The organism is Kineothrix alysoides, from assembly GCF_000732725.1.
GTDB classification, from domain to species: domain Bacteria; phylum Bacillota; class Clostridia; order Lachnospirales; family Lachnospiraceae; genus Kineothrix; species Kineothrix alysoides.
Genome location: NZ_JPNB01000001.1, coordinates 1295359 through 1321722 on the forward strand (window position 1 = coordinate 1295359; position 26364 = coordinate 1321722).

The 26364-nt window shown below is 45.6% G+C and carries 25 protein-coding genes and 1 other annotated feature; of the genes, 24 read left to right on the forward strand and 1 reads right to left on the reverse strand.

Annotation, left to right across the window (positions count from 1 at the left end; translation table 11 throughout):
• Window positions 1-21 precede the first annotated feature (21 nt).
• From CC90_RS0106105 to CC90_RS22965, 17 genes are all read left to right on the forward strand, one after another.
• Window positions 22-537, forward strand: a complete 516-nt coding sequence (locus tag CC90_RS0106105) for an RNA polymerase sigma factor (protein WP_031389912.1) — start codon at window positions 22-24, stop codon at window positions 535-537.
• Window positions 527-1039: a zf-HC2 domain-containing protein gene (locus tag CC90_RS0106110; RefSeq protein ID WP_031389913.1), complete on the forward strand. Its 513-nt coding sequence runs from the start codon at window positions 527-529 to the stop codon at window positions 1037-1039. Before CC90_RS0106105 ends, CC90_RS0106110 begins: the two co-directional genes overlap by 11 nt.
• 176 nt (window positions 1040-1215) lie before the next feature.
• The gene (gene iorA, locus CC90_RS0106115) at window positions 1216-2955 is read left to right on the forward strand and encodes an indolepyruvate ferredoxin oxidoreductase subunit alpha (RefSeq protein ID WP_031389914.1); all 1740 of its coding nucleotides are present in this window, start codon (window positions 1216-1218) and stop codon (window positions 2953-2955) included.
• A 16-nt stretch (window positions 2956-2971) separates the two neighbouring features.
• Entirely contained in the window at window positions 2972-3541 is a 570-nt protein-coding gene (locus tag CC90_RS0106120) for an indolepyruvate oxidoreductase subunit beta (protein WP_031389915.1), read from the forward strand.
• Window positions 3542-3575: 34 nt separating this feature from the next.
• Window positions 3576-4874, forward strand: coding sequence for a phenylacetate--CoA ligase family protein (locus CC90_RS0106125; RefSeq protein WP_031389916.1), 1299 nt, complete (start codon window positions 3576-3578; stop codon window positions 4872-4874).
• A gap of 39 nt (window positions 4875-4913) precedes the next feature.
• Entirely contained in the window at window positions 4914-5348 is a 435-nt protein-coding gene (locus CC90_RS0106130) for an amino acid-binding protein (protein WP_031389917.1), read from the forward strand.
• 217 nt (window positions 5349-5565) lie between these two features.
• Entirely contained in the window at window positions 5566-5913 is a 348-nt protein-coding gene (rplS, locus tag CC90_RS0106135) for a 50S ribosomal protein L19 (protein WP_031389918.1), read from the forward strand.
• A gap of 266 nt (window positions 5914-6179) precedes the next feature.
• Complete coding sequence (gene lepB / locus CC90_RS0106140; RefSeq protein WP_031389919.1) at window positions 6180-6761, forward strand: signal peptidase I; 582 nt, start codon at window positions 6180-6182, stop codon at window positions 6759-6761.
• Between the two features lie 31 nt (window positions 6762-6792).
• A complete protein-coding gene (gene ylqF / locus CC90_RS0106145) occupies window positions 6793-7635 on the forward strand; it encodes a ribosome biogenesis GTPase YlqF (protein ID WP_031389920.1) in 843 nt (280 codons plus the stop codon).
• Between the two features lie 63 nt (window positions 7636-7698).
• On the forward strand, window positions 7699-8238 hold the full coding sequence (gene lepB / locus CC90_RS0106150; RefSeq protein ID WP_031389921.1) for a signal peptidase I: 540 nt from the start codon (window positions 7699-7701) through the stop codon (window positions 8236-8238).
• Between the two features lie 16 nt (window positions 8239-8254).
• Entirely contained in the window at window positions 8255-9019 is a 765-nt protein-coding gene (locus CC90_RS0106155) for a ribonuclease HII (RefSeq protein ID WP_031389922.1), read from the forward strand.
• A 33-nt stretch (window positions 9020-9052) separates the two neighbouring features.
• On the forward strand, window positions 9053-10903 hold the full coding sequence (fliK, locus tag CC90_RS0106160) for a flagellar hook-length control protein FliK (RefSeq protein ID WP_031389923.1): 1851 nt from the start codon (window positions 9053-9055) through the stop codon (window positions 10901-10903).
• 66 nt (window positions 10904-10969) lie between these two features.
• Window positions 10970-11275, forward strand: a complete 306-nt coding sequence (locus CC90_RS0106165) for an EscU/YscU/HrcU family type III secretion system export apparatus switch protein (protein ID WP_242843252.1) — start codon at window positions 10970-10972, stop codon at window positions 11273-11275.
• Between the two features lie 10 nt (window positions 11276-11285).
• Window positions 11286-11654: a YraN family protein gene (locus tag CC90_RS22165; RefSeq protein WP_031389925.1), complete on the forward strand. Its 369-nt coding sequence runs from the start codon at window positions 11286-11288 to the stop codon at window positions 11652-11654.
• Between the two features lie 598 nt (window positions 11655-12252).
• Window positions 12253-13104, forward strand: coding sequence for a peptidoglycan editing factor PgeF (gene pgeF / locus CC90_RS0106180; protein ID WP_031389926.1), 852 nt, complete (start codon window positions 12253-12255; stop codon window positions 13102-13104).
• A 75-nt stretch (window positions 13105-13179) separates the two neighbouring features.
• Window positions 13180-13872 carry a response regulator transcription factor gene (locus CC90_RS0106185; protein WP_031389927.1) on the forward strand — a complete coding sequence of 231 codons (693 nt, stop codon included), beginning with the start codon at window positions 13180-13182 and terminating at the stop codon, window positions 13870-13872.
• A gap of 97 nt (window positions 13873-13969) precedes the next feature.
• Window positions 13970-16474 (forward strand): HAMP domain-containing sensor histidine kinase, encoded by a 2505-nt coding sequence (locus tag CC90_RS22965; RefSeq protein ID WP_051869306.1) that lies wholly within the window; start codon window positions 13970-13972, stop codon window positions 16472-16474.
• Between the two features lie 188 nt (window positions 16475-16662).
• On the opposite strand, the gene CC90_RS0106195 is transcribed toward CC90_RS22965, so the two are convergent.
• Window positions 16663-17850 (reverse strand): ribose-phosphate pyrophosphokinase, encoded by a 1188-nt coding sequence (locus CC90_RS0106195; protein ID WP_031389929.1) that lies wholly within the window; start codon window positions 17848-17850, stop codon window positions 16663-16665.
• A 295-nt stretch (window positions 17851-18145) separates the two neighbouring features.
• Between CC90_RS0106195 and der the strand changes: the two genes are divergently transcribed.
• From der to tyrS, 7 genes are all read left to right on the forward strand, one after another.
• Complete coding sequence (der, locus tag CC90_RS0106205; RefSeq protein ID WP_031389930.1) at window positions 18146-19483, forward strand: ribosome biogenesis GTPase Der; 1338 nt, start codon at window positions 18146-18148, stop codon at window positions 19481-19483.
• Window position 19484: 1 nt separating this feature from the next.
• Entirely contained in the window at window positions 19485-20126 is a 642-nt protein-coding gene (plsY, locus tag CC90_RS0106210; protein ID WP_031389931.1) for a glycerol-3-phosphate 1-O-acyltransferase PlsY, read from the forward strand.
• A 21-nt stretch (window positions 20127-20147) separates the two neighbouring features.
• Window positions 20148-21161, forward strand: coding sequence for an NAD(P)H-dependent glycerol-3-phosphate dehydrogenase (locus tag CC90_RS0106215; RefSeq protein ID WP_031389932.1), 1014 nt, complete (start codon window positions 20148-20150; stop codon window positions 21159-21161).
• A gap of 3 nt (window positions 21162-21164) precedes the next feature.
• Entirely contained in the window at window positions 21165-21986 is an 822-nt protein-coding gene (locus CC90_RS0106220; protein WP_031389933.1) for an AAA family ATPase, read from the forward strand.
• A gap of 30 nt (window positions 21987-22016) precedes the next feature.
• Window positions 22017-23219: a VWA containing CoxE family protein gene (locus CC90_RS0106225; protein ID WP_031389934.1), complete on the forward strand. Its 1203-nt coding sequence runs from the start codon at window positions 22017-22019 to the stop codon at window positions 23217-23219.
• Between the two features lie 38 nt (window positions 23220-23257).
• Window positions 23258-24655 (forward strand): alanine/glycine:cation symporter family protein, encoded by a 1398-nt coding sequence (locus tag CC90_RS0106230; RefSeq protein WP_035315202.1) that lies wholly within the window; start codon window positions 23258-23260, stop codon window positions 24653-24655.
• Between the two features lie 66 nt (window positions 24656-24721).
• Window positions 24722-25007: a binding site (T-box leader), on the forward strand.
• Window positions 25008-25103: 96 nt separating this feature from the next.
• Window positions 25104-26330: a tyrosine--tRNA ligase gene (gene tyrS, locus CC90_RS0106235; protein ID WP_031389936.1), complete on the forward strand. Its 1227-nt coding sequence runs from the start codon at window positions 25104-25106 to the stop codon at window positions 26328-26330.
• The last annotated feature ends 34 nt before the right edge of the window (window positions 26331-26364 follow it).

The following is a 26364-nucleotide window of genomic DNA, read 5'->3' on the forward strand; positions in this document are numbered from 1 at the left end:
AAAGTTGAGCAGGATTATGAGATGGAAAACGATATAAGTATTTTATACAAGGAATATTATAAAGATTTATACGGATATATTTACATGATAACTTTAAATTCCTTTGATACGGAAGACGTTTTACATAATGTGTTTCTAAAGGCGATGAAGGGGTTGGCAACCTTTAGAGGGGACAGCTCGCTGAAGACATGGCTTTTTACGATTGCCCGAAACGAATGTCTGAGCTATATGGAGAAGAACAAGAGAGAAGTACAAACGGAAGATATCGATATTTCAATCGGAGTAGGTAATTTTGAGGATAAGCTGGTGCAAAGAGAGTCTGTTCATCGTATCCTTCAGTATATTAGGTCCAAAGAGGAGCCGATCAGGAGCTTGTTGATTTTACGCCTGATTGAAGAACGGTCATTTGTAGAAATCGGCAGGATTCTTGGCAAGACGGATGTATGGTGCCGGATAAATTTTTTCCGAACAAAGAAGATACTTATAGATTTGCTGGAAAATGATGAAGAAGCGGAGGGTAAGCGGGATGAAGGATGAAAAATGCGCAATTGTGGAAGAATTGCTTCCGGCGTATATAGAGGCCTTGACTAGTGCACAGGTCAATGATTTTGTAGAGGAGCATTTAAGCACTTGTCAGGCATGCGGTGAAGTTTACCGGAAGATGCAGGCGGATATTCGAATTGTTCCCGCTTCACATAAACCGGATAAAAAAATTCTGTGGTACTTAAACGGCGCCAGAGTATGGTATTTGCTCTGTCCGCTGCTCGCGTTTATCTTTACTTTTTATGGGTGGAAAACGGCTTTTCATATATATGAAGGGCTGTTAGGGCTGATTTGTGCTGTTTTTTTCGCTTCTGAATTTTTTCATAGAGGCACGTGGTGGGATGAGGAATGTGTGGATTTGCAGGAGGAAGCAAGAGAAGGTGCGAAAAAGAAATGGGGAGGTTTTTATGTAAGGCCTCTTTTTTGGGGAATTCCTGCACTTTTTGTAATCGTAGTGGCACAGTTACCGCTAATCGTTGAATATATTATGGGATAACGATAACAAAAAGACTTTTGCTTTTACATATTTGAGTAGAAATAAAGGGATATATATGTTAAAATAAAAACACTGTAAGATTTTAGTGCTCTACAACAGTAAAAGAGAGTAGAACACGCAGTCTATGACGAATAGGGGAAGAAAAGATAAGAGAAGCGAGGAAGGAAGAACAGCAAATGGCAGAGAAAAAAATCATGTTAGGAAATGAGGCAATTGCCAGAGGAGCATATGAGGCGGGTGTGAAGGTGTCTGCAGCTTATCCGGGAACGCCGAGTACGGAAATCAGTGAGAACATCGTGAACTACGATGAAATATATGCTGAATGGTCTCCGAACGAGAAAGTCGCGATGGAGGTGGCAATAGGAGCTTCTATCAGCGGCGTGCGCGCCATGGCATCTATGAAGCACGTAGGTGTGAACGTAGCCAGCGACCCGCTGTATACTGCTGCTTACAGCGGCGTGAACGGAGGTCTCGTTCTCGTAGCCGCCGACGATCCGGGACTATATAGTTCGCAGAACGAACAGGATACGCGATGCGTGGCGAGAGCTGCGCAAGTGCCGGTGCTGGAGCCTTCCGACAGCCAGGAAGCGAAGGATTTCGTGAAATTCGCTTTTGAAATGAGTGAAAAATATGATACGCCGGTAATTGTAAGAACAACGACCAGATTAGCTCATTCTCAGGGAATGGTTACCCTGGAGGAGAGAAGCGATGTGCCGGATAAAGAATATGAAAGAAATATAAGCAAGTTCGTCATGATGCCCGGAATGGCAAAAGCAAGACACATCATCGTGGAACAGCGTATGGACGCTATCGCGGAGGAGGGCTGTACCTTTCCGATAAACAGCGTGGAAATGGGGGACACCTCCGTAGGTTTCATTACCAGCGGCATTCCTTATCAATACGTAAAGGAAGTGTGTCCCGAAGCCTCCGTACTAAAGCTGGGCTTAGTGCATCCCCTTCCCCGTAAATTGATTGAAGAGTTCGCCTCTAAGGTGGATAAATTATACATATTTGAAGAACTGGAGCCGGTCATTGAGGAACAGGTAAAATCATGGGGAATCGAGGCCATAGGCAAGGAAGTCTTCACCAAGCAGGGCGAATATAGCTCGAATATGCTGCGTCGTGTTGTTCTTTCAAATAAAGGGGAAGAAATGAAGCCGGAGCAGGTTCCGGCGCGTCCTCCTATTCTCTGTCCGGGCTGCCCGCACAGAAGTGTATTTTCCGTTATGAAGAAATTAAAGCTTCACGGAGCGGGAGACATCGGATGCTATACCCTTGGAGCAGTGGCTCCTCTTAGTGTTATCGACACGACGATTTGTATGGGGGCGAGCATTTCCTCCCTTCATGGAATGGAAAAGGCGAGAGGCAAAGACTATGTGAAGAATTGGGTAGCAGTTATCGGAGATTCCACCTTTATGCACACCGGAATCAATTCCCTGATGAACATGGTTTATAATCAGGGTACGGGAACGGTTTTGATCCTGGACAATTCCACCACCGGAATGACAGGACATCAGGACCATGCGGCTACCGGTAAGACATTGAAGGGCGAGACAGTTTCTTCTATTAATATCTATCATTTGTGCAAGGCCATGGGAATCGAACATGTGAGAGAAATCAACGCCTTCGATCTTCCCGGCCTGGAAAAGACTCTTAAGGAAGAGACTGCAAGGGATGAAATCTCGGTGATCATAACCAAGTCCCCCTGTGTGCTGTTAAAGGGCAATGTATTTCCTGATAAATGTGTGCCTTTGCCGGAGAAATGTAAAAAATGCGGAGCATGCCTGAAACCGGGCTGCCCGGCTCTTACGAAAAATGAAGACGGCACCATTTCCATCGATGCAACGATGTGCAACGGCTGTGGCTTATGTATGCAGCTTTGCCCCTTCGGAGCAATTGAGAAGCAGGCGAAATAGAGAGGAGAGGACTAAAATGATGACAAAAAGTATTATGATAGTAGGTGTAGGCGGACAAGGGACTCTTCTGACCAGCCGTATTCTCGGAGGAATTATTCAGGAAGCGGGATATGATGTAAAGTTATCGGAGGTACACGGAATGGCGCAGAGAGGCGGCAGCGTTGTAACCTTTGTAAGATATGGGGAAAAGGTGTGGGAGCCTATCGTAGAGGAAGGACAGGCGGATGTCCTGATCGCGTTTGAACGCCTGGAAGCTCTTCGGTATGTACACTTTTTAAAAAAGGACGGAGTGTTGATTGTCAACGACTGGAGAATCGATCCGATCACTGTCGTTACAGGAGCGGCTCAGTATCCGAAAGATATTATTGAAAACTTGAGCAAGGACCACAAGGTGTATACGGTAAACGCGATGGAGGAAGCGATAAAGCTGGGTAATTCTAAAGCTTTTAACGTAATTGTGCTGGGACTTGCGGCAAAGCATATGGAATTCGCGATGGAGGACTGGCTTAAGGTAATTGAGAGAACAGTGCCGCCTAAGACGGTGGAAATTAACGAAAAGGCGTTTTTGATCGGATACGAAGGGTAGCATAATAAATATACGATGGGAGAGGGCGGACAAGATGATTTGGAATGAAGCGAAAGAATGTATGAGCAGGGATGAAAAAATCGTTCTTCAGGGGGCGAGGCTGGTAAAGACGGTAGACAGGGTATATCACAGCGTGCCGTTTTACAGGAGAAAGATGCAGAATATCGGCATTGAACCGGGAGATATCAGGGGAATTGAGGACTTGGAGAGGCTTCCGTTTACGACGAAGGCGGACTTGCGGGAGAATTATCCCTTCGGGCTGTTTGCGGTTCCTCAGTCAGAAATTATCAGAATTCATGCGTCCAGCGGAACCACTGGAAAAGCAACAGTAGTAGGGTATACGAGAAAGGACTTGGATATTTGGAGCGAATGCGTGGCGAGGGCGTTTACGATGGCGGGAGTATCTAAGGATGACATTATTCAGGTGGCTTACGGCTACGGACTTTTTACAGGCGGATTGGGTGCTCATAACGGTGCTGAAAAATTGGGAGCCACGGTAGTTCCAATGTCCACCGGCAATACGAAGAAGCTGACGACGATGATGGTCGACTTCGGCGCTACGGCAATCGCCTGCACCCCCTCTTATCTTCTCCATATCGCGGAGACGCTGGAGGAGAACGGCGAAATCGATATGATCAAGCTAAAGGTTGCCATCTGCGGTGCAGAGCCGTGGACGGAAAATATGCGTAAGCAGATAGAAGCGAAGCTGAATATCCACGCGCACGACATTTATGGGTTGTCGGAAATCATGGGGCCGGGAGTGGCTTGTGACTGTGAATACCATAAAGGCCTCCACGTATATGATGATCATTTTCTTCCCGAGGTCATTGATCCGGATACGCTTTCGGCCGTAGCGGAGGACGAGCTGGGAGAGCTGGTGTTTACTACGATTACGAAGGAAGGAATTCCTCTTTTAAGATATCGGACCAGAGATTTGACGAGCATAAGCTATGAAACCTGCGAATGCGGAAGAACACTGCCGCGCATCAGCCGGTTCAAAGGACGCTCCGACGATATGCTGATCATCCGCGGAGTGAACGTTTTCCCCTCTCAGGTAGAAGCGGCTCTTTTAGAGATGGGAGAGACCAGCCCGCACTATATGATGATTGTGGACAGGGCGAACAATCTGGATACTTTAGAGGTTCAGGTAGAGGTAAACGAAAGATTCTTCTCGGATGAAATCAAGGAGCTTGAGAAGCTGACGAAGAGGATAGAGCATTCACTTCAGCAGGCGCTTGGTATCGCAGCAAAAGTGAAACTGGTGGAGCCTAAGAGCATCGAAAGAAGTATGGGAAAAGCAGTACGTGTCATAGATAAAAGGAAGCTGGTATAAAGTTTTTCAGGCGGCATGGACGCAGATTGGAGGGGTTTTATGTTTATTAAGCAATTGTCGGTTTTTTTGGAAAACAGAGAGGGGCGTCTGGAGGATGTGCTTCAAGTGCTCAGGGACAATGAAGTGAATATTGTATCCTTAAGCCTTGCGGATACGGAAAAGTTCGGTATGCTCCGTCTGTTGGTGAGCAATCCGGAGGCAGCCCACAATGCCTTGAAGAGGAACGGTTTTTCCTCCAAGCTTACGGATGTGCTGGCTATCAGGATTTCTCATCGCATAGGCATGCTTCAGGAGTTGTTAGAGCCTATTTGCGATGCGCATATCAATATCGAATACATGTATGCGTTGTCCACGGGGAATGATGATGCATCTATGGTTCTAAAGACCTCGGACCTGGAGTTCGCAGAAAAAACTTTGCGCGCGAAAGGGGTAGAAATCATAGCTCCGGAAGAAATTATTGATATGCAGTCGTGAAATGTTCCTATTCACTACGTTCTCAGTAGCGTATATATATAGTAACTCTTGGTTGGAAAATAGGGAAAAAATAGCTTGCATTTTATATGTGGTTATGCTAAAGTATTCATGTTGCGAAAATGGGATGGTCCTCTGTTATCATAGCCGCTTGAATTGTGGCTTTGCAAAGCACAGCTTTGTGTGTATTAAGAACATCTAAATAATAAGGAGGCACACGATGAGTAATATTATTAGAGAAATCGAAGCGGAACAGTTAAAAGAATCCGTATCAAAGTTTAACGTAGGCGATACGGTAAAAGTATACGGTAAAATCAAAGAGGGTAACCGTGAGAGAATTCAGATTTTCGAAGGTACCGTTTTGAAGATGCAGGGTGGAAGCAACAGAGCTACCTTCACAGTAAGAAAAAATTCCAACGGTATCGGCGTTGAGAAGACTTGGCCTTTACATTCTCCTAACGTAGAAAAGGTAGAAGTAGTAAGAAGAGGTAAAGTAAGAAGAGCAAAACTGAACTACTTGAGAGACCGAGTAGGTAAGAAAGCAAAAGTAAAAGAATTAGTAAAATAATGTGACTGTTCACACAGTAGCTTAACACTTGCTGTTAAGCTGCGTAAGAACGTGATGCAAGAGATGGTTTCTGCTTCGCGAAGCGAATTTAAATGCAGAAATCATGCGTTACTGTGAACGGAGTGAACAGTAACAAAATAATGACGATGTAATAAAGAGCAATTATCAGCGTGTAATTGCTCTTTGTTGTTTTTTATTGTATACTAATCATAGGTATTACAATTAGCGAAGCGTTTTATTTTGACATAATGAACGGGAACAAGAAGATGAGAAGAAGCAAGGGTCTTAGCTTTTATGAGAAAAAGAAGCGGATAAGCCTCCATGTAGTGAGGGAAATTTTCGGCATGGTGTTCGGCACCTTTGCCGCTATTTTGCTTGCCGCCGTTTTTGTGTTCAGCGTGGGAATGAGGACCAATGTCATCGGAGTATCTATGGAGCCGACGTTGTATAACGGACAGCAGATACTGATTAACCGCTTCGGTTATAAACTGACCTCTCCGAAGAAGGGAGATGTCATCGTGTTCCTTCCCAACGGCAATCAAAACGCCCATTATTACATAAAGCGTGTAGTAGCGCTGCCGGGTGAGACGGTTCAGATCATCGACGGACAGCTTTATGTGGACGGAGTTCCCGAGGACAACGAGACATACGATAAAATGGAGGATGCGGGGATTGCGGAAAATGAAATCATTTTAAAAAATGATGAATACTTCGTTTTGGGCGATAACAGAAATATAAGCGAGGACAGCCGTTCGGGCAATATAGGCCCGGTGAATAGAGATACCATCTATGGGAAAGCATGGTTTCATATGAGGGCAGAGAACGATGGAATGGGGCTTATACAATAATAGTTTAAAATAAAATTAGGAGTTATAGAATATGAATTATCAGTGGTACCCAGGGCATATGACTAAGGCAAAGCGGATGATGCAAGAGGACATCAAGCTGATAGATTTGGTAATCGAGCTAGTCGATGCCAGAATTCCTCTCAGCAGCCGCAATCCCGATATCGACGAATTGGGAAAAAATAAAGCAAGATTGATTCTCCTTAACAAATCGGATTTGGCGGACCCCAAATATAATAAGCTTTGGGCGGAATATTTTAAGAAAAAGGACTTCTATGTGCTGGAGATAAACTCAAAAAACGGTACGGGAATAAAAGCGATACAAGGTGTCGTACAAGAGGCTTGTAAGGAAAAAATAGAAAGAGACAGAAGAAGAGGTATCATCAACAGACCTGTTCGGGCTATGGTTGTAGGAATACCAAATGTGGGGAAATCGACATTCATCAATACGTTTGCGGGAAAGGCATGTACAAAGACGGGAAACAAGCCGGGTGTTACGAAGGGGAAGCAATGGATCCGCTTGAACAAAGGAATCGAACTTTTGGACACGCCAGGCATCTTATGGCCCAGATTCGAAGATCAGGCGGTAGGGATGAAGCTCGCGTTCATCGGTTCTATGAACGATGAGATTCTTCATATCGATGAATTGTCCTTGGATTTGATACATTTTTTGCAGGAGAAGTATGACGGGGCATTGGAAAAACGCTACGAGGTGGAGCCAGGCGGAAACACTTCTGATATGCTTCGCAAGATATGTATTGCAAGACACTGCTATTTGAAGGGCGAGGAGCCGGATTTGCAAAGAGCCGCTGCCAGTGTAGTGGAAGATTTCAGGAGCGGAAAGCTGGGAAGAATTACGCTGGAATTTCCGGAATGATTTGAGATATACTATTAAAATAAGCTGACATAATATGCCGGTTTGGAAGGGCATGGTTCAAGAATGAAGAAAATGTTAAAAGAAATATTGAGTACCAGCGTATATCTGCTTGTGGTGCTTTGTTTGACCTATGTGGTTATTCATTTTATCGGTCAGCGGACGCAGGTGATTGGAAGCTCCATGGAGACGACCCTTAGCGATAACGATAATTTGATCGTGGATAAGATCACTTACCGTTTTAATGACCCTAAGAGATTCGATATTGTGGTATTTCCGTTTCAATATGCGAAAGATACCTTCTATATTAAGAGAATTATCGGTTTGCCGGGAGAAAGTGTTTATATCGATGAAGACGGTGTTATTTATATCGACGGAGAGGCCCTTGAAGAGCATTACGGAAAAGAGGTCATTTTGGATGCCGGGCGGGCGAAGGAACCGGTCACCTTGGGAGAGAACGAGTATTTCGTGATGGGCGATAACCGAAACAACAGCTCTGACAGCAGAGACCCTGCAGTGGGCAATGTTTCCAGAGATAACATTATAGGAAGAGCATGGATTCGTATTTGGCCTTTGGAGGATTTCGGCATCTTAAAACACCAGTAGGGACGGAGACAAAACAGTGGAAGTAAAAACAATCGATATAAAGAAGATTTTTCAGGCAGCCGACATCGAAAAGCTGCCTGAATTAATAGAAAGTTATTCTGCCGATGAGAGAAAAGCGGTACAGGTAATCATCCTTTCTGCAAAAAAGAAGTTGGAAGCTTTACATAAGGAAAGAGAAAGAATGGAGCAAATGTTCCGGTATGAGAGAGAATACTGCGATTTTGCTTATATCTGCGGCATCGACGAGGTGGGGCGGGGGCCTTTAGCGGGGCCGGTAGTGGCAGGAGCAGTAATTTTGCCAAAAGATTGTGACATTTTGTATCTTAATGATTCCAAACAATTGTCCGAAAAAAAGAGAGAAGAGTTATATGACGTTATTATGAAGGAAGCGGTCGCCACGGGACTGGGTTATGTGGCTCCGGAGAGAATTGATGAAATTAATATACTGCAGGCAACCTATGAGGCGATGCGTCAGGCTATAGACAATCTTTCTGTCAAGCCGGATTTGCTGCTGAACGATGCGGTGACGATTCCCCTTGTGGATATCAGACAGATTCCTATTATCAAGGGAGATGCAAAGAGTGCCTCTATTGCCGCAGCGAGCATTATCGCGAAGGTAACGAGGGACAGGCTGATGGTGCAGTATGACAGTATTTTTCCCGAATACGGATTTGCCGCCAACAAAGGCTATGGAGCACAGATTCATGTAGAAGCCCTGAAAAAATACGGCCCGTGCCCGATACATAGGCGTTCCTTCATAAAAAATATAATTCCCGTTTAAACCATATGTTTTTATCGATAGGGAGGTATTGCTTTGAACTTAGCCGGTTTATTTCAACCCCAATATGGAAACAAAGGCTCTGGCAGCCGTTCGGGTTCGGTGAGAGCTCCGATAAGCGTGACCGCTTCGGGAAATTACCAGACCCAGCAGGTAATCAAGAATCTGTCGCCGGGCCAGACGATTCAAGGGGAAATCGTAAACAGAAATGGCAATGAGGTGCAGATTCGGGTGGATAAGGATGTAATCATCACCGCGAGACTGGATAAGGACATCAGCCTTGCGGTAGGCCAGAACGTGACCTTCGAGGTGAAGAACCAGTCCGGTCAACAGTTAGCGTTAAGGCCGCTTTATGAGAATTTATCCCAGAATCCCAATGTACTTAAAGCGCTGGAGGCCGCCAAACTGCCCTTGACAGATGAATTAATGCGCATGGTTTCTTCCATGATGGAACAGGGAATGTCCATTGATAAAAATGCGCTCTTAGACATGGGAAAGTTGATATCCGCTCATTCGGGAGTTAACCCCGAGACGATTGTGGGACTTCGAAGCTTGTATCTTCCCGTGACACCGGAGAATATAGAACAGTTTGAAAATTATCAGAACTACAGACATCAGATAGTAAGCAGCGTAACGGAATTCTTGTCGGAGCTGCCATCGGCTTTTCAGACGATGGTGGCGCAGGGACAGGCCGAGGGGGCTGTTAATTTTTATAAGCAGGTATTGCAGCTATTTGCAGAGTCTTCCATGCAAGGGGAAACACAAAATGCAATGCAAAATGCGGTGCAAAATAATGAAGCCGGTAAGGTAATATTTGCCGATGCAGGCAGACCGGCAGGAGGTATGCAGGAGGAGGCACAAGCCGCAGGAAAGGAAAGCGTACTGAATGCCGCACAGAATCAGGCAGAAGGCAGGATGACGGAATCCATCATTCGAATAATAGATGGAGAAGGCGATGCAAAAGCGGTAAATGCGGATGGCACGGCTGTAGGTAAGGGAGCGGATACCATGGCTTCTCAAGAGCGTGTCTCAGCACAAGGCGGTAATTTGCAGAACTACACGCCGCTTTTTGAGGTACTGAACCAAGATGCAAGAAATACACTGTTCAACTTATTGGAGGGAATAGGTTTTTCGAAACAACAGCTTTCGCAGGTTGCAGATGGCAGCATGCCGGTAAAGCAGTTGCTGCAGGACATAAATACGATGCTGACGGTAAACGCAGAAGCGGTGAGTCGGGAGAGTGTTATCAATTTATTCGGAAGCAGGGTGTACAATCAACTGCTTAACAACGAGGTCTTGCAGCAATGGCTGCTTAAGCCGTCGGATGTGGGGCAGAAAAACACTGTGGAGGACTTTTACGGAAAGCTTAGAGAACAGTCAGCGCGGCTTACGGAGGCCCTCGGTCAGATTTCGAAGGATATACCGTTGGCAAAGAACCTTTCGACCATGCAGAGCAATATAGAATTTATGAATCAGCTTAATCAGGCGTTCAATTATATCCAGCTTCCGTTGAAGATGAGCGGGGGAAATGCCCATGGAGATTTGTACGTCTATACCAATAGGCGAAATGCTCCTAAGGAGGATGAAAGCGTCAGTGCGCTTTTACATCTGGATATGCAGCATCTGGGAACGATGGATATTTATGTGAAGATGAAAGAGAAGAATGTCAGTACAAAATTTTATTTAAAAGATGAGCAAACGATAGACTTTATTGCAGACCATATTCATATTTTGAATGAGAGGCTTTCGGAGAGGGGTTATACCATGAATGTGGAAATGGTAATGAGCAAGGAAGAGGAAAAGGGAATGGATGTGATGGAAACTATGAGCGCTCAGGAAAAGCGGGAAAATATTTTAGCACAGTATTCTTTTGATGTAAGAGCTTAGGAGAGATAAGGCGTGGGGCATACCCGCACGAGGTCTTCAGACTTTGAAAGGAGCATGGTTATAAATATGAAGCCGTACGAAAAAGGAAAGGAAAAGCCAAAGCGGGCTATCGCGTTGGCCTACGACCCGGACGATGAAGCGCCGCGGATTATTGCGGGTGGTCAGGGAGAGCTGGCGGAGAGGATTGTTGAACGGGCAAAGGATGCCGATATTCCGATTCATAAGGACGGCAAGCTGGCAGATACCTTGTCCAGATTGGAAATTGGAGATATGATACCGACGGAGCTGTATGAAGTTGTGGCGGAGATTCTTGTATTCGTGGATGCTATGGATAAGATTAAAGGGAAGATGGATAAGGATAGATCGCGATAGGAGATGGATATTGAATAATAGGGGAGTGGGAACTCAGTATGAGATGCTCGCAGGCAGGTATTTAGAGGAGCAAGGGTTTAAGGTTTTGGAGAAGAACTTTAGAAGCAGGGACGGGGAAATCGATATTGTCGGGCGCGATGGAGAATTTCTTGTGTTTGTGGAGGTAAAATACAGGGCTACAGAACAAAAGGGTATGCCGGAAGAAGCGGTCGGAGCTGCAAAACAGCGCAAGATTTGCAGGACAGCGGATTATTATCGGTTTATACATCGTTACCCGGAGGACGAACCGGTGAGGTATGATGTGATTGGGATAAGCGGCGGGGAAGAAATTAGTATAAGGTGGTATAAGGATGCTTTTTCGCATGTTTATAGGTGGTAGGTGTAAGGGTTTGTGGTAAAGAGGGAGGTTGTGAGAGCTTTTCTTCGGCAGCCTTTGGGTTCTGTTCCTGCGCGTACGGCTCGGATTTTCTAAATGAAGCCTGTTTGGGTTGTGGTGACGGACGGGGCGGCAGCAAAGTGCATCCGTGCACTGTGCTGCCTAAACGCCGCGTCCTTGCGGCGTTTGCCCTGGGTGTTTCGGGCTTCATTAAGAAAATCTGAGCCGTGCGCTTAACGGAACAGAACCCAAAGCTGCCGAAGAAAGGCTCCTGCTACGTTATGAGTTTACACACGAAAGTGCTGTGGTGGGGGATGGAATGTGGGGCAGATATAGAAGTAAGAGGTTACTGTTCACATAATAGCTTAATGCTTGTTGCTAAGCTATGTAAGAACGTGATTCAAGAGATGATTTCAGCTTTGCAGAGCGAATTTACATGCGATTTTTTGCGCTGCAGAAATTATGTGTTGCTGAGAACGGAGTGAACAGTAAGAGGATATAAGAGTAGATGGATTATGCAAGTAAGTGTAAAGTGATAGAATGAATATAGTAAATAGAATTAGAAGTACGGTGATAGTTTGAGAGATGGAGAGTACAGGATATGGAGATTAAGAGAGTTGGCGGCGGGGAGGTTGTCAGGAGGAATTGGTTTGGGGAAGTGGAGTATTTGACGTTTCCGGGGATTGAGGAGACGGGGATTGTGAGGCATTTGTTTTCTACCAGGGTAGGGGGAGTTAGCGAGGGGATGTTTGCTTCGATGAATTTGAGCTATACGAGGGGCGATGAGAAGGATGCTGTGGATGAGAACTTTGCCAGGGTAGCCAGAATACTGGGAAGAAGGGCGGAGGATTTTGTTTTTTCGGATCAGACTCATACGACTAACGTTAGGAGGGTGACGGCGAAGGATAGGGGAAAGGGGCTTGTGCGGGAGAAGGATTATGCGGATGTGGATGGTCTGATTACGGATGAGCCGGGAATTGTGCTGTCTACTTTTTATGCGGATTGTGTGCCGCTGTTTTTTGTGGATACGGTTCATAAAGCAATTGGACTTTCCCACTCGGGGTGGAAGGGGACTGTGAATAGGATGGGGGGGCGTACTCTTGAGGAGATGAGACGGGAGTTCGGAACGGAATCTAAGGATGTGACGGCGGCGATCGGGCCGTCTATTTGCGGTAAGTGCTATGAGGTGGATGGCGATGTGGCGGAGCAGTTTGCTGCGGCTTTTGAAGGTGAATCGTTAACTGATATTTTGGCTAAGAAGGAAAATGGGAAGTATCTGCTCGATTTGTGGAAGGCAAATTTTTACGTGCTGGCGCAGGCAGGGGTTCCGAAACAGAAGATATCGGTTACGGATATATGCACCTGCTGTAATTCGGATTATCTTTTTTCCCATAGGGCCAGTAAGGGGAAAAGAGGGAATCTGGGGGCTTTTTTAAGCTTGTGCCCGACTTAAGAAAATCTTAAATAATTTCCTATATGTCCCTTAAAAAATATATGGTTAGATGAAGAACGGAGAGAGGATTTTACTATGGCGAATGTATTAGTGTGCGACGACGATAAAGCGATTGTGGATGCAATTGAAATTTATCTTATGCAGGAGGGTTATCATGTGCTGAAGGCATATGATGGGGAGCAGGCGATCAAGGTTCTGAAAGAGAATAATGTGCATTTGCTTATTATCGATATTATGATGCCCAAGCTGGATGGAATTCATGCGACTTTGAAAATAAGAGAATACAGCAGTATACCTATTATCATTTTATCGGCCAAATCGGAGGATTCGGATAAAATTCTGGGACTCAATATCGGGGCGGACGATTATGTGACGAAACCATTTAATCCGCTGGAACTGGTAGCAAGGGTGAAGTCTAATCTGCGCCGCTATACGACTTTAGGGAATCTAAATAGAGAAAATAACGAGTTATTCAGTGTAGGCGGTCTATGTATTAATGATGACACAAAAGAGGTGACCGTGGATGGAGATAGTGTGAAGCTGACGCCGATAGAATACAATATTTTGCTGCTTTTGGTGAAAAATCAGGGGAGGGTGTTTTCTATTGATCAGATTTATGAAAGCATATGGAATGAGGAAGCCATCGGTGCCGACAATACGGTAGCCGTTCATATAAGACACATCAGGGAAAAAATAGAAATCAATCCGAAGGAGCCACGCTATTTAAAGGTAGTCTGGGGCGTAGGCTACAAAATCGAAAAACAATAATTTTGTGTAGTTTTATCGCATTTTGTGTGCATACTTGTTACAGTTTAGCCAAAGGCTGATCTGTAACGCCGGATATGGAAAGGAGCAGGAGGCAAGGATGAAAAAAAAGGTACCAGGGAAGAAGCTTGGAGGATTTTTACACATACTCCAGCATATGTTAATCGTTTTTGCGGCGATAGCTGTTTTGCTGGTGGTGACGGGCTCAAGCGTAATGATAAAGGGTGTGGATGGCAACTATAGCTATAGCATGGATGCGGATGAAAAGGGAAAGTTGTATGAGGATTCCTTTTTATTCAATTATATATTCGGCAGAGGCATTGCGGACGTAGCCCGCATAGGTGCGATCAGAAGCCAAATGGAGACGGATGGCAGGTTCAACGGTGATAAAGAAATAGACGTAGCTACATTCTACTATCGCTTTGAGGGGGTGCCGAGCCGGTATGTGACGGCGAAGTATCGTTTGGAAGATTTAATTAAATGGGCGCAGTACGGCTTTGAGCACGAAGAGCAATGGATGAGCGGAGAGCAGGTGGATGAGTTCTTAAACCGCATGACTACCTATACCAAGATTAACTACAGTCTTGGGAACCTTCAGGGAAATATCAGCACTCCTTTTAACTCGGATATTGAAGAGAGCACGGAGGTGTACAGCGTATCGGCAAACGGGCTGGAGGATAGTGAGAACTTTTACAGAGACGATACAAATGCCACTGTTCTGGTTAACCGCTATCAGACTGTGGAAGGAAAAAATATAGAGAATTATACCGGGACTTGGGATGATTATTATGATTTGTGCAGCTACGTGGAGAGTACAGCTTCGGAATTGAATTCCAATTATCAAAATTATTTTACATACAATGATTTTTATGATTTGGAGAATTCCAATCTTAGGTATTATATGATCAAAACGATTGGGGACCGTCAGGAAGTTTATACCAATCTCGAAGTTTCAGGTTTGTCGGAAAAGGAAGTGGCCCAGGAGTTTTCCCGCTATGGGAGATTTATGTATTTCAGTCCTGCCGATATGGAATATACTACGGATACGCTGGTAAAGGAAGAGACGGTGCGTCATGTGTTCAATTCCTACGAATATGCTTATCCGGAAACGATAAAGGTGTGGATCGGCGTGGATACCGACTATCCGGTAAACGACGTATATATTCAGGGCTTGAATGGATATACCAGCTATATACCTTATTACTGGCAGCTGATCGGCTTTGCAGCCACAGCTCTCGCTCTTTATCTGGTGCTGTTTATCTTTTTGACTGTTGTAGCAGGCCGTGTCAGAGATGAGGAGGGAAATGTAGTCATCCGATTACAGAAAATCGATATTATCCCTACGGAGCTTTCGGTGCTTGGCACGATCGTTTTAACAGGGGGTATTATCATAGCTCTCACATATATCTATGACTCTATGTCTTTCGAGTACTATTACACTACGTGGTTTAAGGTGACGGCGGGCGTGGTAGTGTTGATTTGTGAGCTGTTGTTCACGGAATTTTATTATAGCATGGTGCGCAGGCTGAAGGCAGATAATCTCTGGGCGGAAAGCCTTACCTGCAAGGGTATTGCCAGGGGCAAAAAGCTTGTTTGGAAGCTATATGACAATGGAACGGTCATCGTAAAGACCTGGGTTCCTTACGCGATATTTGTGGCAGTGAATCTTTTGCTTTTCCTACTCGAAACGAAAGGAATTGTTGCAGTTCTATGTGCTGATACCGCTTTTGGCATTCTCATTTACCGCAATGCTAAGAGCAGGCAGAAAATTGTAGAGGCCATCAAAAAGATAAAGGACGGCGATTTGAAATTCAAGGTGGATGAAACGGGCCTCCATGGCGACAATCTGGTGTTGGCGCAGGCGGTAAACAGCATCGGGGAGGGGATCCGTACGGCTGTGGAAACGAGCATGAAAGACGAGCGGCTAAAGGCAGACCTGATTACCAACGTATCTCACGATATTAAAACGCCCCTTACCTCCATCATCAATTACGTAGACTTAATTAAGAGAGAGAATATTGAAAATGAGAAGGTGCAAGGATATGTAGAGGTTCTGGATTCCAAATCCCAGCGATTAAAGCAGCTCACCGACGATTTGGTAGAAGCGTCTAAGATTTCATCCGGCAATATTTCCTTGGAATGGGAGAGGATCAATCTCGTAGAGCTGGTTAATCAGACGATTGGAGAATTCTCGGAGAAGTTTGAGCAAAAGCGCTTAACTCCCGTACTGAATACGCCGGGTAATACGATGTATATAGAGGCGGACAGCAGAAGGATATGGAGGGTCGTGGAAAACCTGCTCAACAACATCTTCAAGTACGCGCTGGAGGGTACGAGAATATATATGGATATAACGGAACGGGCCGGCGAAGAAGGGGAGAAATATGTGGAATTTGCGATTAAAAATATTTCTGCGCAGCCTCTCAACGTCAACGCAGACGAATTGACCGAGCGTTTCATTAGGGGAGATGTGGCAAGAAGCACGGAGGGAAGCGGTCTGGGTTTATCCATTGCCAAAAATCTGACGGAAGCGCAGAAGGGAAAGTTTGAAATACAGTTGGACGGCGATTTATTTAAGGCAATCTTAACGTTTCCGCTGTTATAAGAAGCGATAAAAGGAACTAAAAAGGCCTCTGCTCCATAAAAATGATACGTCATTAAATATCACTTGATTTTAATGATAGTCCATTCTATGGAAAGAGGCTTTTTCATGTAATGGAAGCACACTTTTGTTCTATAGGACGAATGGCTTCCGGAACTCCCTTGTTATCGTTATTATTTTAAGCCGCGGCATTACAGCGGCAATTCTTCACGGTTGTTGTATCTGAAAAGCAGATCTTGAATCTTATCCGTAGGAGTATGCACGTTGGACATAGAGGAGTCGTGATTCATGAAGTCGATGATGGAGGCTAAAAACTTACTCATTTCCGCTTCCACGTAATAAGGTCTGCTTAACAGCTCCGGAGGCTGGTAGGTGAGGTTGGTCGTAACGATTTTGTCGAAATAACACTTTTCATAAGCCTCGTCGAATGCATCCATCCCATCCGTAAATAAGCCAAAGGTGCAGCAGATGAATACACGCTTTGCGTTCATGGATTTGAGCTGTTTCGCGGTATCGATCATGCTTCCGCCGGAGGAAATCATATCATCGATGATAATCACGTCTTTTCCGTCAATATTTTCCCCTAAAAACTCATGGGCTACGATAGGATTCTTGCCGTTTATGATGGTAGAGTAGTCACGGCGCTTATAGAACATACCGGTATCCACACCTAAAACGTTAGCAAAATATACGGCGCGGTCGAGTGCGCCCTCGTCGGGACTGATGACGATCGTATGATATTTATCGATGATGAGGTCCTCTTCCGTGCGCAGGAGAGCCCTTACGAACTGGTAAGGCGGCGTGAAATTGTCGAACCCGGAAAGTGGCGCCGCATTTTGCACACGTGGATCGTGAGCGTCGAAGGTGATGAAATTGGATACGCCCATATTGGTCAATTCCTCGATAGCATAGGCACAGTCGAGGGATTCACGTCCGTTTCTCTTATGCTGCCTGCCTTCGTAAAGAAAGGGCATTATGACGTTAATACGGTGGGCCTTTCCGTTAGCGGCAGAAATAAGTCTTTTCAAGTCCTGATAATGGTCATCGGGGGACTTATGATTGATATAACTGTTCATTTTATAGGTAATGCTGTGATTGCATACGTCAGTGATGATGAATAAATCCTTTCCGCGGATCGATTCGTTTAAAACGGCTTTCCCTTCTCCGGTACCGAAGCGCGGACAAACTGCACTGGTCAAATAATTATCCTGGGCATATCCTTGAAATGCCGGATCGTTCTTCGCAAGATTATTTACACTTCGGCGAAACTCTACGAGATAACGGTTGACGCTGTCTGCGAGCTTTATCGCAGAATCAGCTGCCATAATTTTTAAAGGGGCAACCGGAATGGCCGACTCAAGTTCACATAAATTAGGCATAATAACCTCCAATTGTACTTTTATAAAATAAATCCTATCCTATTTTATAGCATTCCGGTAGTGACACGTCAAGGAAATTCTAGTAAAATAGGTAGATAAAGGAGTAATGATATGGCGGTGATGGACTTGGAAAGGGCTTTACAAGTAAAGATAGATATTGTAAAATCAAGCGGACGCGACTTTGTAGACGCGTTGTTAAACATTGGTTAGAACGCCTGCGGGTTGCAGGCAGGTGTAGATTCGCAGTTACAGTCCGGCACTTGACCGGACTTTGGAAGGAGCAAGGTTAATAAAAATGGGAAAAAGAAAAACCAAGCCTATCGTGGCGGTAGTAGGAAGGCCGAATGTAGGGAAATCCACACTGTTCAACGTGCTGGCTGGAGAAATGATTTCAATTGTAAAAGATACGCCGGGAATTACCCGGGATAGGATATATGCGGATGTCTCATGGCTGGATATGTCGTTTACGTTAATCGATACGGGCGGTATCGAGCCGGACAGTAAGGACGTTATATTATCTCAGATGAGAGAGCAGGCAGAAATAGCTATCGAGACTGCGGACGTTATCCTTTTTATGGTGGACGTAAAGCAAGGACTGGTGGATGCGGACGCGAAAGTTGCGGACATGCTCAGAAAGTCGAAAAAGCCTATCGTGCTCGTGGTAAATAAGGTGGACCATGTAGAAAAATACATGGCGGATGTATATGAGTTCTATAATATGGGAATCGGCGATCCGCATCCGATTTCTGCGGCAAATCGTACGGGAATCGGCGATATGCTGGATGTGGTGACCTCTTATTTCAACAAGACCGTTTCGGCGGAGGAAGAGGATGAACGCATTAAGGTGGCCATCGTAGGAAAGCCCAACGTGGGTAAGTCCTCCATTATTAATCGATTGGTAGGGGAGAACCGGGTTATCGTATCTGATATTGCAGGAACGACGAGAGATGCTATCGACACGGACATAAGATATAACGGTAAAGATTATGTTTTTATCGATACTGCGGGACTTCGAAAGAAGAATAAGATAAAGGAAGAGCTGGAGCGGTATATGATCGTTCGGACGGTCAGCGCTGTGGAGAGGGCAGACATTGCGGTGTTAGTCATCGATGCGGTGGAGGGCGTGACGGAGCAGGATGCCAAAATTGCGGGCATTGCCCATGAGAGAGGCAAGGCAGTTATTATTGCCGTAAACAAATGGGATGCCATTGAGAAGGATAACAAAACGGTGAATAAGTTTACGAATAAGGTAAGAGAGGTATTATCCTTCATGTCTTATGCGGAAATCATCTTCATTTCGGCGGTAACCGGCCAGAGGCTTCCGAAGCTTTATGAGACGATAGATATCGTAAATGAGAACCATTCCATGCGAGTGTCTACCGGAGTGCTGAATGAAATTATGGCAGAAGCCGTAGCATTACAGCAGCCCCCTTCGGATAAGGGAAAGCGCCTGCGCTTGTATTACATTACTCAGGTGTCCGTAAAGCCCCCGACCTTTGTTATTTTTGTAAACGACAAGGAATTAATGCACTTCTCCTACACTCGTTATATCGAGAACAAGATAAGGGAAGCGTTCGGATTCAGAGGCACTCCTTTAAAGTTTATTATCAGAGAAAGAAAGGAAAATCAGTGAAATGGAACGAATCGTATGTTTAGTAATCGGGTATTTGTTCGGACTGTTTCAGACAGCCTATATTTACGGTAAAATGAAAGGTATCGACATAAGGAAGCACGGCAGCGGAAACGCAGGAACGACCAATACGTTAAGGGTACTTGGCACAAAAGCGGGCCTGATTGTTTTTGCGGGAGATGTAATCAAATGTATTTTCGCAGTGGTGATCTGTACTCTGTTGTTTGGGAAATCCCACCCGGATATGGTATATCTGTTGAAAATGTATGCAGCGGCGGGAGCGATACTGGGACATAATTTTCCTTTTTATTTGAACTTCAAGGGAGGAAAGGGCATCGCGGCAACGGCAGGACTTATTTTATCCTTTCATCCTACCTTCCTGCCGGTAGGTGTTATTATGTTTTTCGGCGCGTTTCTGCTTACTCATTACGTATCTTTAGGCTCCCTTCTGGTATATGCTGCATTCATCATCCAAATCGTGGTATCCGGGCAATTAGGACTGTTTGAGGGCATGACGCAGGCGGAGTTGATTGAAATGTATGTGATTGCGTTATTTTTAACGATAATGGCATACTATAAGCATTGGGAAAATATAAAGCGTCTTATAAAAGGGGAAGAGAGAAAAACATATCTTTTTAAAAAATAATAATATGTTGGAGGAAGAGGAATGGCAGAGGTAAGCATAATCGGGGCTGGAAGCTGGGGAACGGCGCTGGCAGTATTGCTGCATAAAAACGGCCATAAGGTTACTGTATGGTCTATCATGGAGCAGGAAATTGAGATGCTGAAAGAAACGCGTGAGCATAAGGATAAGCTGCCGGGAGTGAAGCTGCCGGAGGATATGACCTTTACGACGGATCTGAGAGCTGCGATAAATGGGAAGGATGTTCTCGTGCTGGCGGTTCCCTCCCCTTATACGAGGAGCACCTCCCACATGATGAAGGAATATGTAGCAGAAGGACAAATTATCGTGGATGTGGCGAAGGGGATTGAGGAAAATACCCTTATGACGCTGTCTCAGATTATCGAGGATGAGATTCCACAGGCTACTGTAGCCGTATTGTCCGGCCCTTCCCATGCGGAAGAGGTAGGACGAGGAATTCCCACTACTATCGTGGTAGGTGCTCACAAAAAAGAAACGGCGGAATATTTGCAGAATCTATTCATGAATGAGGTATTCCGTGTGTATATCAGCCCTGACGTACTGGGCATTGAGCTGGGTGCTGCGCTGAAGAATGTCGTAGCTCTCGCGGCCGGTATCGCCGACGGGTTAGGTTATGGGGATAATACGAAGGCTGCGCTCATTACCAGAGGAATCACGGAAATTTCCAGACTCGGTATGGCGATGGGAGGGCGTTTCGAAACCTTCAGCGGTTTGACCGGAATCGGTGATTTGATCGTTACCTGTGCCTCCATGCACTCCAGAAACCGCAGAGCGGGCATTCTGATCGGTAAGGGATATACGATGGAGGAAGCCATGGAGGAAGTGAAGATGGTAGTAGAAGGCGTTTATTCCGCGAAAGCGGCGATAGCTCTCGCTCATAAGTACGATGTCCAGCTTCCTATTATCGAGCAGGTGAACGAGGTGCTCTTTAGCGGCAAACCTGCGGATGTGGCAGTAAAGGAACTGATGATTAGAGATAAGAAGCTGGAAAGCGCCTTTTCAGAAGGATGGGAGTAGAAAATGAACGGACAGAACAACGGCTTTGCCGGTACGGCGGAATATGTGGCTTCCGAGCAGTTGATGGCCAGCGTGAACGTGGCAGTAGCCCTTCAAAAGCCCCTTCTCATTAAAGGAGAGCCGGGAACTGGCAAGACGATGCTTGCTGAGGCAGTAGCTAAGTCGTTAGGCAAGAAATTAATCATATGGAATATTAAGTCTACCACGAAGGCACAGGAAGGCTTGTACGTGTATGATACCATCCAGAGGCTTTATGACGGACAGTTCGGAGAAGAGGGTGTGGACGACATCGCCCGCTACATCAAGCTGGGCAAGCTGGGAGAAGCTTTCGAAAGTGAGGAGCAGGCGGTGCTCTTAATCGATGAGATCGACAAAGCGGATTTGGAGTTTCCTAACGATTTGCTTTGGGAACTTGACCAGATGGAGTTCTACATCCACGAGACGAAGCAGACCGTCAAGGCCAGACAAAGGCCTATTGTGATCATTACCTCCAACGCGGAAAAGGAGCTTCCCGATGCATTTTTAAGAAGATGCATCTTTCACTATATCGATTTTCCGGATGAGGAGCTGATGGAGGAAATCGTGAAAACTCATTTTCCTCATATCGGGGACAATTTACTGGAAAATGCGATGGAAGTATTTTACTGGATTCGTTCCATAAAGGACATCCGCAAAAAGCCCAGTACTTCGGAGCTCATCGACTGGATCAACGCCCTTCAGATAGGTGGCATTCCGTTGGATACATTGAGGAGCAGACTGCCCTTTATCGGAGTTATGGTAAAGAAGGACGAGGATTTGCAGACGGTAAGGGAGCGGATGAATTAGGCCGGAAGCCCGGCCATATGGGAGAACGATATGTTTGGCAGATTCTTTGACACATTAAAAGCTAAGGGACTGAACGTCACCCTGAGCGAATGGCTGACCTTGCAGGAGGCGCTGGATAAGGGCCTATGCAACAGCAGCCTTACGCAATTTTATTATATAGCCAGAATGATTCTCGTAAAAAGCGAGACGGAATACGACAAGTTCGATCTCGCATTTGAAGAATGCTTTAAAGGAATAAGGTCGGAGGACGAAGTGACCGCGAGCATGCTCCGGTGGCTGGACAAGCCGGAAATGAGCGAACTTTTGCATGAAGAAGAAAAGCATTGGATGAATCAGGGGGAAGACCTTCAAATCGACAAGGATGACGTGGAAGAAAAATTCAAGCAGCGACTGAAGGATCAGGACAGCGAGCATAACGGGGGAAGCTACTGGATCGGTACGATGGGCAAGACCTCTTTTGGCAATACGGGAGGAAACGTGGGCGGAGTCCGGGTAGGAGGTACCACAGGCTACCAGTCGGCATTTCAGGTAATCGGTGCGAGAAAATACAGAGATTTCCGCGATGATAAGGTTATCGAGAACAGACAGTTCCAATTGGCACTTAGAAAGCTCAGACATTTTTCCACCAAGCTGGATATTCCGAAAACGGAGCTGGATATCGACGGAACCGTTCATAAAACGTGCAATAACGGCGGATGTCTGCAGATAGTCATGGATAAGCCGAGAAAAAATGCAGTAAAACTGCTGCTTTTGATGGATTCGGGAGGGACGATGATTCCCTATACTACCTTGTTGAGCGAGTTGTTCCAGTCGGTGCATAAGTCTAATCATTATAAGGATGTGAAGACCTATTACTTTCACAATTGTATTTACAGCAAGCTGTATAAGACACCGGAATGTCAAAATGGAGACTGGATAGATACGGAATGGATGTTCCGCAATCTGGACAGCGATTATAAGGTAATTATCGTGGGAGATGCCGCTATGGCGCCGGAAGAGCTGTACTCTACATCCGGCAATTACAGAGGCCCTAACGGAGGGCTGTCCGGCATGGATTGGCTGTTGCTCATGAAGAAGAACTATAAGAAAATAGTATGGATGAATCCGAAGATGGCTCTCGGAGAAGCGCCGTGGAGAGAAGCGGAGACCGTAATTAAAAATTTATTTCCAATGTACAAATTGACTGTGGATGGACTCAATCAGGCAATGATGCGCTTAATGGTAAATAGATGATATAAAATAAGTAGAACATGTTTTCAGGGAGGACTGAAATGTTAGGCATGATAAAATGGTTGAATACCAACATTATATGGGGCATTCCTATGCTCATATTAATGCTGGGAACCGGCACCTTTCTGACGATTCGTACCAAGGGGGTGATTTTTACCCATTTCGGAACGGTGATGAGAAATACTCTCAAAACTATTTTCAAAAAGAAGGAAACTGAGGAGCACGGGACCATTACTCCTTTTCAGGCGGTGTGTACTGCTTTAGCCGCGACAGTAGGAACGGGCAATATTGTAGGAATCGCCATCGCTATCAGCGTAGGTGGTCCCGGAGCCATTTTTTGGATGTGGGTCTGCGCCGTATTAGGGATGGTAACGAAGTTCTGTGAGACTACCTTGGCAGTAGCTTACCGTGAGAAAAACGAAAAGGGCCGTTATGTAGGCGGTCCTATGTATTATATAAGCAAAGCTCTTGGATGGAAGAAGACAGCCGTGGCTTTTTGTGCGTTTGCCGTACTGGCTTCTTTCGGCGTAGGAAATATGGTGCAGGCTAACGCCGTATCCGGCAGTATGGACACTATGTTTCATGTGCCTGCCTATGCTACCGGAATCGTGCTGGCGGCGCTGGTGGGCCTTGTCATTATCGGGGGAATCAAGAGAATTTCCGGCGTTGCAGAATTTCTTGTACCCTTTATGGCGGGAATGTATATTATTGTCGCAGTGGTCGTTCTGATTATAAATGCAGCTAAAATTCCTGCCGCCTTAGCAATGATTGTGACAGATGCGTTTGCAGGAACATCGATGATCGGCGGATTTGCAGGGAGCACCATGCTGTATGCTGCGCGCATCGGAGTGGCGAGAGGTGTGTTTACTAACGAAGCGGGCTTAGGAAGTGCACCCATCGCACATGCCAGCGCCGATACGGACCATCCGGCCCGTCAGGGATGCTGGGGGGCTTTTGAGGTGTTTTTCGATACGATTGTAATGTGTACGGTGACGGCGTTAGTTATTATTACAAGTGGTTTATGGCACGAGGAGGGAATGGAGGGCAATGCCATTTCTCTTGCAGCATTTCAGAACGTTATTCCGGGAGGCGGTCATATCGTGTCCATCGGTATTGCATTGTTCGCTTTCGCTACGATAATCGCCTGGTATTACTATGCAGAAAAAGCGCTGGAATATATTGCAGGATTTAAAGCTGTTTTCTTCTATCGGATAATTTTTGTGATTTTTGTGTTTGTTGGCTGTGTAGTGGAAGTGGATATCGTATGGGAGCTTGCAGACTTGTTTAATGGGATGATGGCGATTCCCAACCTGATCGCTCTGATAGCTCTCAGTCCGACCATTGTAAAGCTGGCACAGGATTTCTTTGCCGATTCGAAGACGATTCGTCCGAAGGGCCATTCTTTTTCGGGGATGCTCCAACTGAAAGACAAAAAATAAAAAACGCTTTGATTTCAGCTATTGACAATTGAAAAAAAGTAAGATACAATGCAGATAATTTAAAAACGAAAAGCTATGAACAGAACAAGTAGCAAGCGATGATAACTTACAGAAAGCCACCGGTTGATGAGAGGTGCAAGGGAAATTGCTTACGAATACATCTGGGAGCTGCATGGCAGAAGGAAATCCGAAAAGAGCTTTCGATAAGATTTCTTGTAGGCCACGACGTGTTTCCCCGCGTTATGGAGGAGAAGTATCGTTAAAAAGTATTTTAACCGTACTTGCGGAGGCAGATAACGCGAGTTGTCAGCAAATTTAGGTGGTACCACGAGTTTAAGACCTCGTCCTATGTATTGATAGGACGGGGTTTCTTTGCGGTTACTGAGAACGGAGTGAACAGTAACTCTTTGCGTGATAGGCAGAGTTGGAAACGAAAGGAGAAAGAAAAATGACTATTTTTGACGAACTGAAGGCGAGAGGCCTTCTCGCACAGCTTACGGATGAAGAGGAGATTAAGGAACTGATCAATAATGGAAAGGCCACCTTCTACATCGGCTTTGACCCAACCGCTGACAGCCTCCATGTAGGTCACTTCATGGCACTTTGTCTTATGAAGAGACTGCAGATGGCAGGAAATAAACCTATTGCCCTAATTGGAGGCGGAACCGGAATGATAGGAGATCCTTCCGGAAGAAGCGATATGCGCACGATGATGACGCCGGAGCTCATCCAGCATAACTGTGATTGCTTCAAGGTACAGATGAGTAAATTCATCGATTTTTCCGAGGGGAAAGCGATGATGGTAAACAATGCAGATTGGCTGATGGAACTTAACTACATCGAGCTTCTGAGAGAAGTAGGCGCGCATTTCAGCGTAAATCGTATGCTTACCGCAGAATGTTACAAGCAGCGTATGGAGAAGGGGCTTAGCTTCCTGGAGTTTAACTATATGATCATGCAAAGCTACGACTTCTATGTATTATATCAGAAATACGGCTGTAACATGCAGTTCGGCGGGGATGACCAGTGGAGCAATATGCTGGGAGGAACGGAGCTTATCAGACGTAAACTGGGCAAGGATGCATATGCCATGACGATTACCCTTCTCCTCAACTCCGAAGGCAATAAGATGGGCAAAACGCAGAAGGGAGCCGTATGGCTCGACCCCAACAAGACGCCTCCTTATGAATTTTTCCAGTACTGGAGAAATGTTGCCGATGCGGATGTTTTGAAGTGTATTCGGATGCTGACCTTTCTTCCGCTGGAACAAATCGACGAAATGGATAAATGGGAAGGCAGTGAACTGAATAAGGCAAAGGAAATTCTTGCTTTCGAACTGACGAAGATGATACATGGAGAAGAGGAAGCGAACAAAGCCTTAGAGAGCGCAAGAGCCTTATTCACAAGCGGAAACGCGGCAGATATGCCTACAGCGGAGCTTAAGGATGAGGATTTCGAAGAAGATAAGATTGATATTCTTTCCATGCTGGTGGCTTCCGGTCTCGTAGCCTCCCGCTCCGAGGGACGCCGTGCGGTGGAGCAGGGCGGAGTGACCGTAGACGGGGAGAAGGTTTCGGATATCAAGGCCGTTTTTGAAAAGGAGCAGCTTACGGGCGAAGGGCTTATCCTAAAGCGCGGCAAGAAGAGCTTCAAAAAGGTTATTTACAAAAATTAAATAAGAATAATGTTTTTTCCCCTTGCATATATTG

Coding starts and splice junctions, on each gene's coding strand:
- CC90_RS0106125 (WP_031389916.1), top strand. CDS start 3,576: ATGATTTGGAATGAAGCGAAAGAATGTATGAGCAGGGATGAAAAAATC.
- iorA (WP_031389914.1), top strand. CDS start 1,216: ATGGCAGAGAAAAAAATCATGTTAGGAAATGAGGCAATTGCCAGAGGA.
- CC90_RS0106165 (WP_242843252.1), top strand. CDS start 10,970: ATGAAGCCGTACGAAAAAGGAAAGGAAAAGCCAAAGCGGGCTATCGCG.
- CC90_RS22965 (WP_051869306.1), top strand. CDS start 13,970: ATGAAAAAAAAGGTACCAGGGAAGAAGCTTGGAGGATTTTTACACATA.
- lepB (WP_031389921.1), top strand. CDS start 7,699: ATGAAGAAAATGTTAAAAGAAATATTGAGTACCAGCGTATATCTGCTT.
- pgeF (WP_031389926.1), top strand. CDS start 12,253: ATGGAGATTAAGAGAGTTGGCGGCGGGGAGGTTGTCAGGAGGAATTGG.
- CC90_RS0106185 (WP_031389927.1), top strand. CDS start 13,180: ATGGCGAATGTATTAGTGTGCGACGACGATAAAGCGATTGTGGATGCA.
- der (WP_031389930.1), top strand. CDS start 18,146: ATGGGAAAAAGAAAAACCAAGCCTATCGTGGCGGTAGTAGGAAGGCCG.
- CC90_RS0106195 (WP_031389929.1), bottom strand. CDS start 17,850: ATGCCTAATTTATGTGAACTTGAGTCGGCCATTCCGGTTGCCCCTTTA.
- CC90_RS0106220 (WP_031389933.1), top strand. CDS start 21,165: ATGAACGGACAGAACAACGGCTTTGCCGGTACGGCGGAATATGTGGCT.
- CC90_RS0106130 (WP_031389917.1), top strand. CDS start 4,914: ATGTTTATTAAGCAATTGTCGGTTTTTTTGGAAAACAGAGAGGGGCGT.
- rplS (WP_031389918.1), top strand. CDS start 5,566: ATGAGTAATATTATTAGAGAAATCGAAGCGGAACAGTTAAAAGAATCC.
- tyrS (WP_031389936.1), top strand. CDS start 25,104: ATGACTATTTTTGACGAACTGAAGGCGAGAGGCCTTCTCGCACAGCTT.
- lepB (WP_031389919.1), top strand. CDS start 6,180: ATGAGAAGAAGCAAGGGTCTTAGCTTTTATGAGAAAAAGAAGCGGATA.
- plsY (WP_031389931.1), top strand. CDS start 19,485: ATGGAACGAATCGTATGTTTAGTAATCGGGTATTTGTTCGGACTGTTT.
- CC90_RS0106225 (WP_031389934.1), top strand. CDS start 22,017: ATGTTTGGCAGATTCTTTGACACATTAAAAGCTAAGGGACTGAACGTC.
- CC90_RS0106105 (WP_031389912.1), top strand. CDS start 22: ATGGAAAACGATATAAGTATTTTATACAAGGAATATTATAAAGATTTA.
- CC90_RS0106120 (WP_031389915.1), top strand. CDS start 2,972: ATGATGACAAAAAGTATTATGATAGTAGGTGTAGGCGGACAAGGGACT.
- CC90_RS0106215 (WP_031389932.1), top strand. CDS start 20,148: ATGGCAGAGGTAAGCATAATCGGGGCTGGAAGCTGGGGAACGGCGCTG.
- CC90_RS0106230 (WP_035315202.1), top strand. CDS start 23,258: ATGTTAGGCATGATAAAATGGTTGAATACCAACATTATATGGGGCATT.
- CC90_RS0106110 (WP_031389913.1), top strand. CDS start 527: ATGAAGGATGAAAAATGCGCAATTGTGGAAGAATTGCTTCCGGCGTAT.
- ylqF (WP_031389920.1), top strand. CDS start 6,793: ATGAATTATCAGTGGTACCCAGGGCATATGACTAAGGCAAAGCGGATG.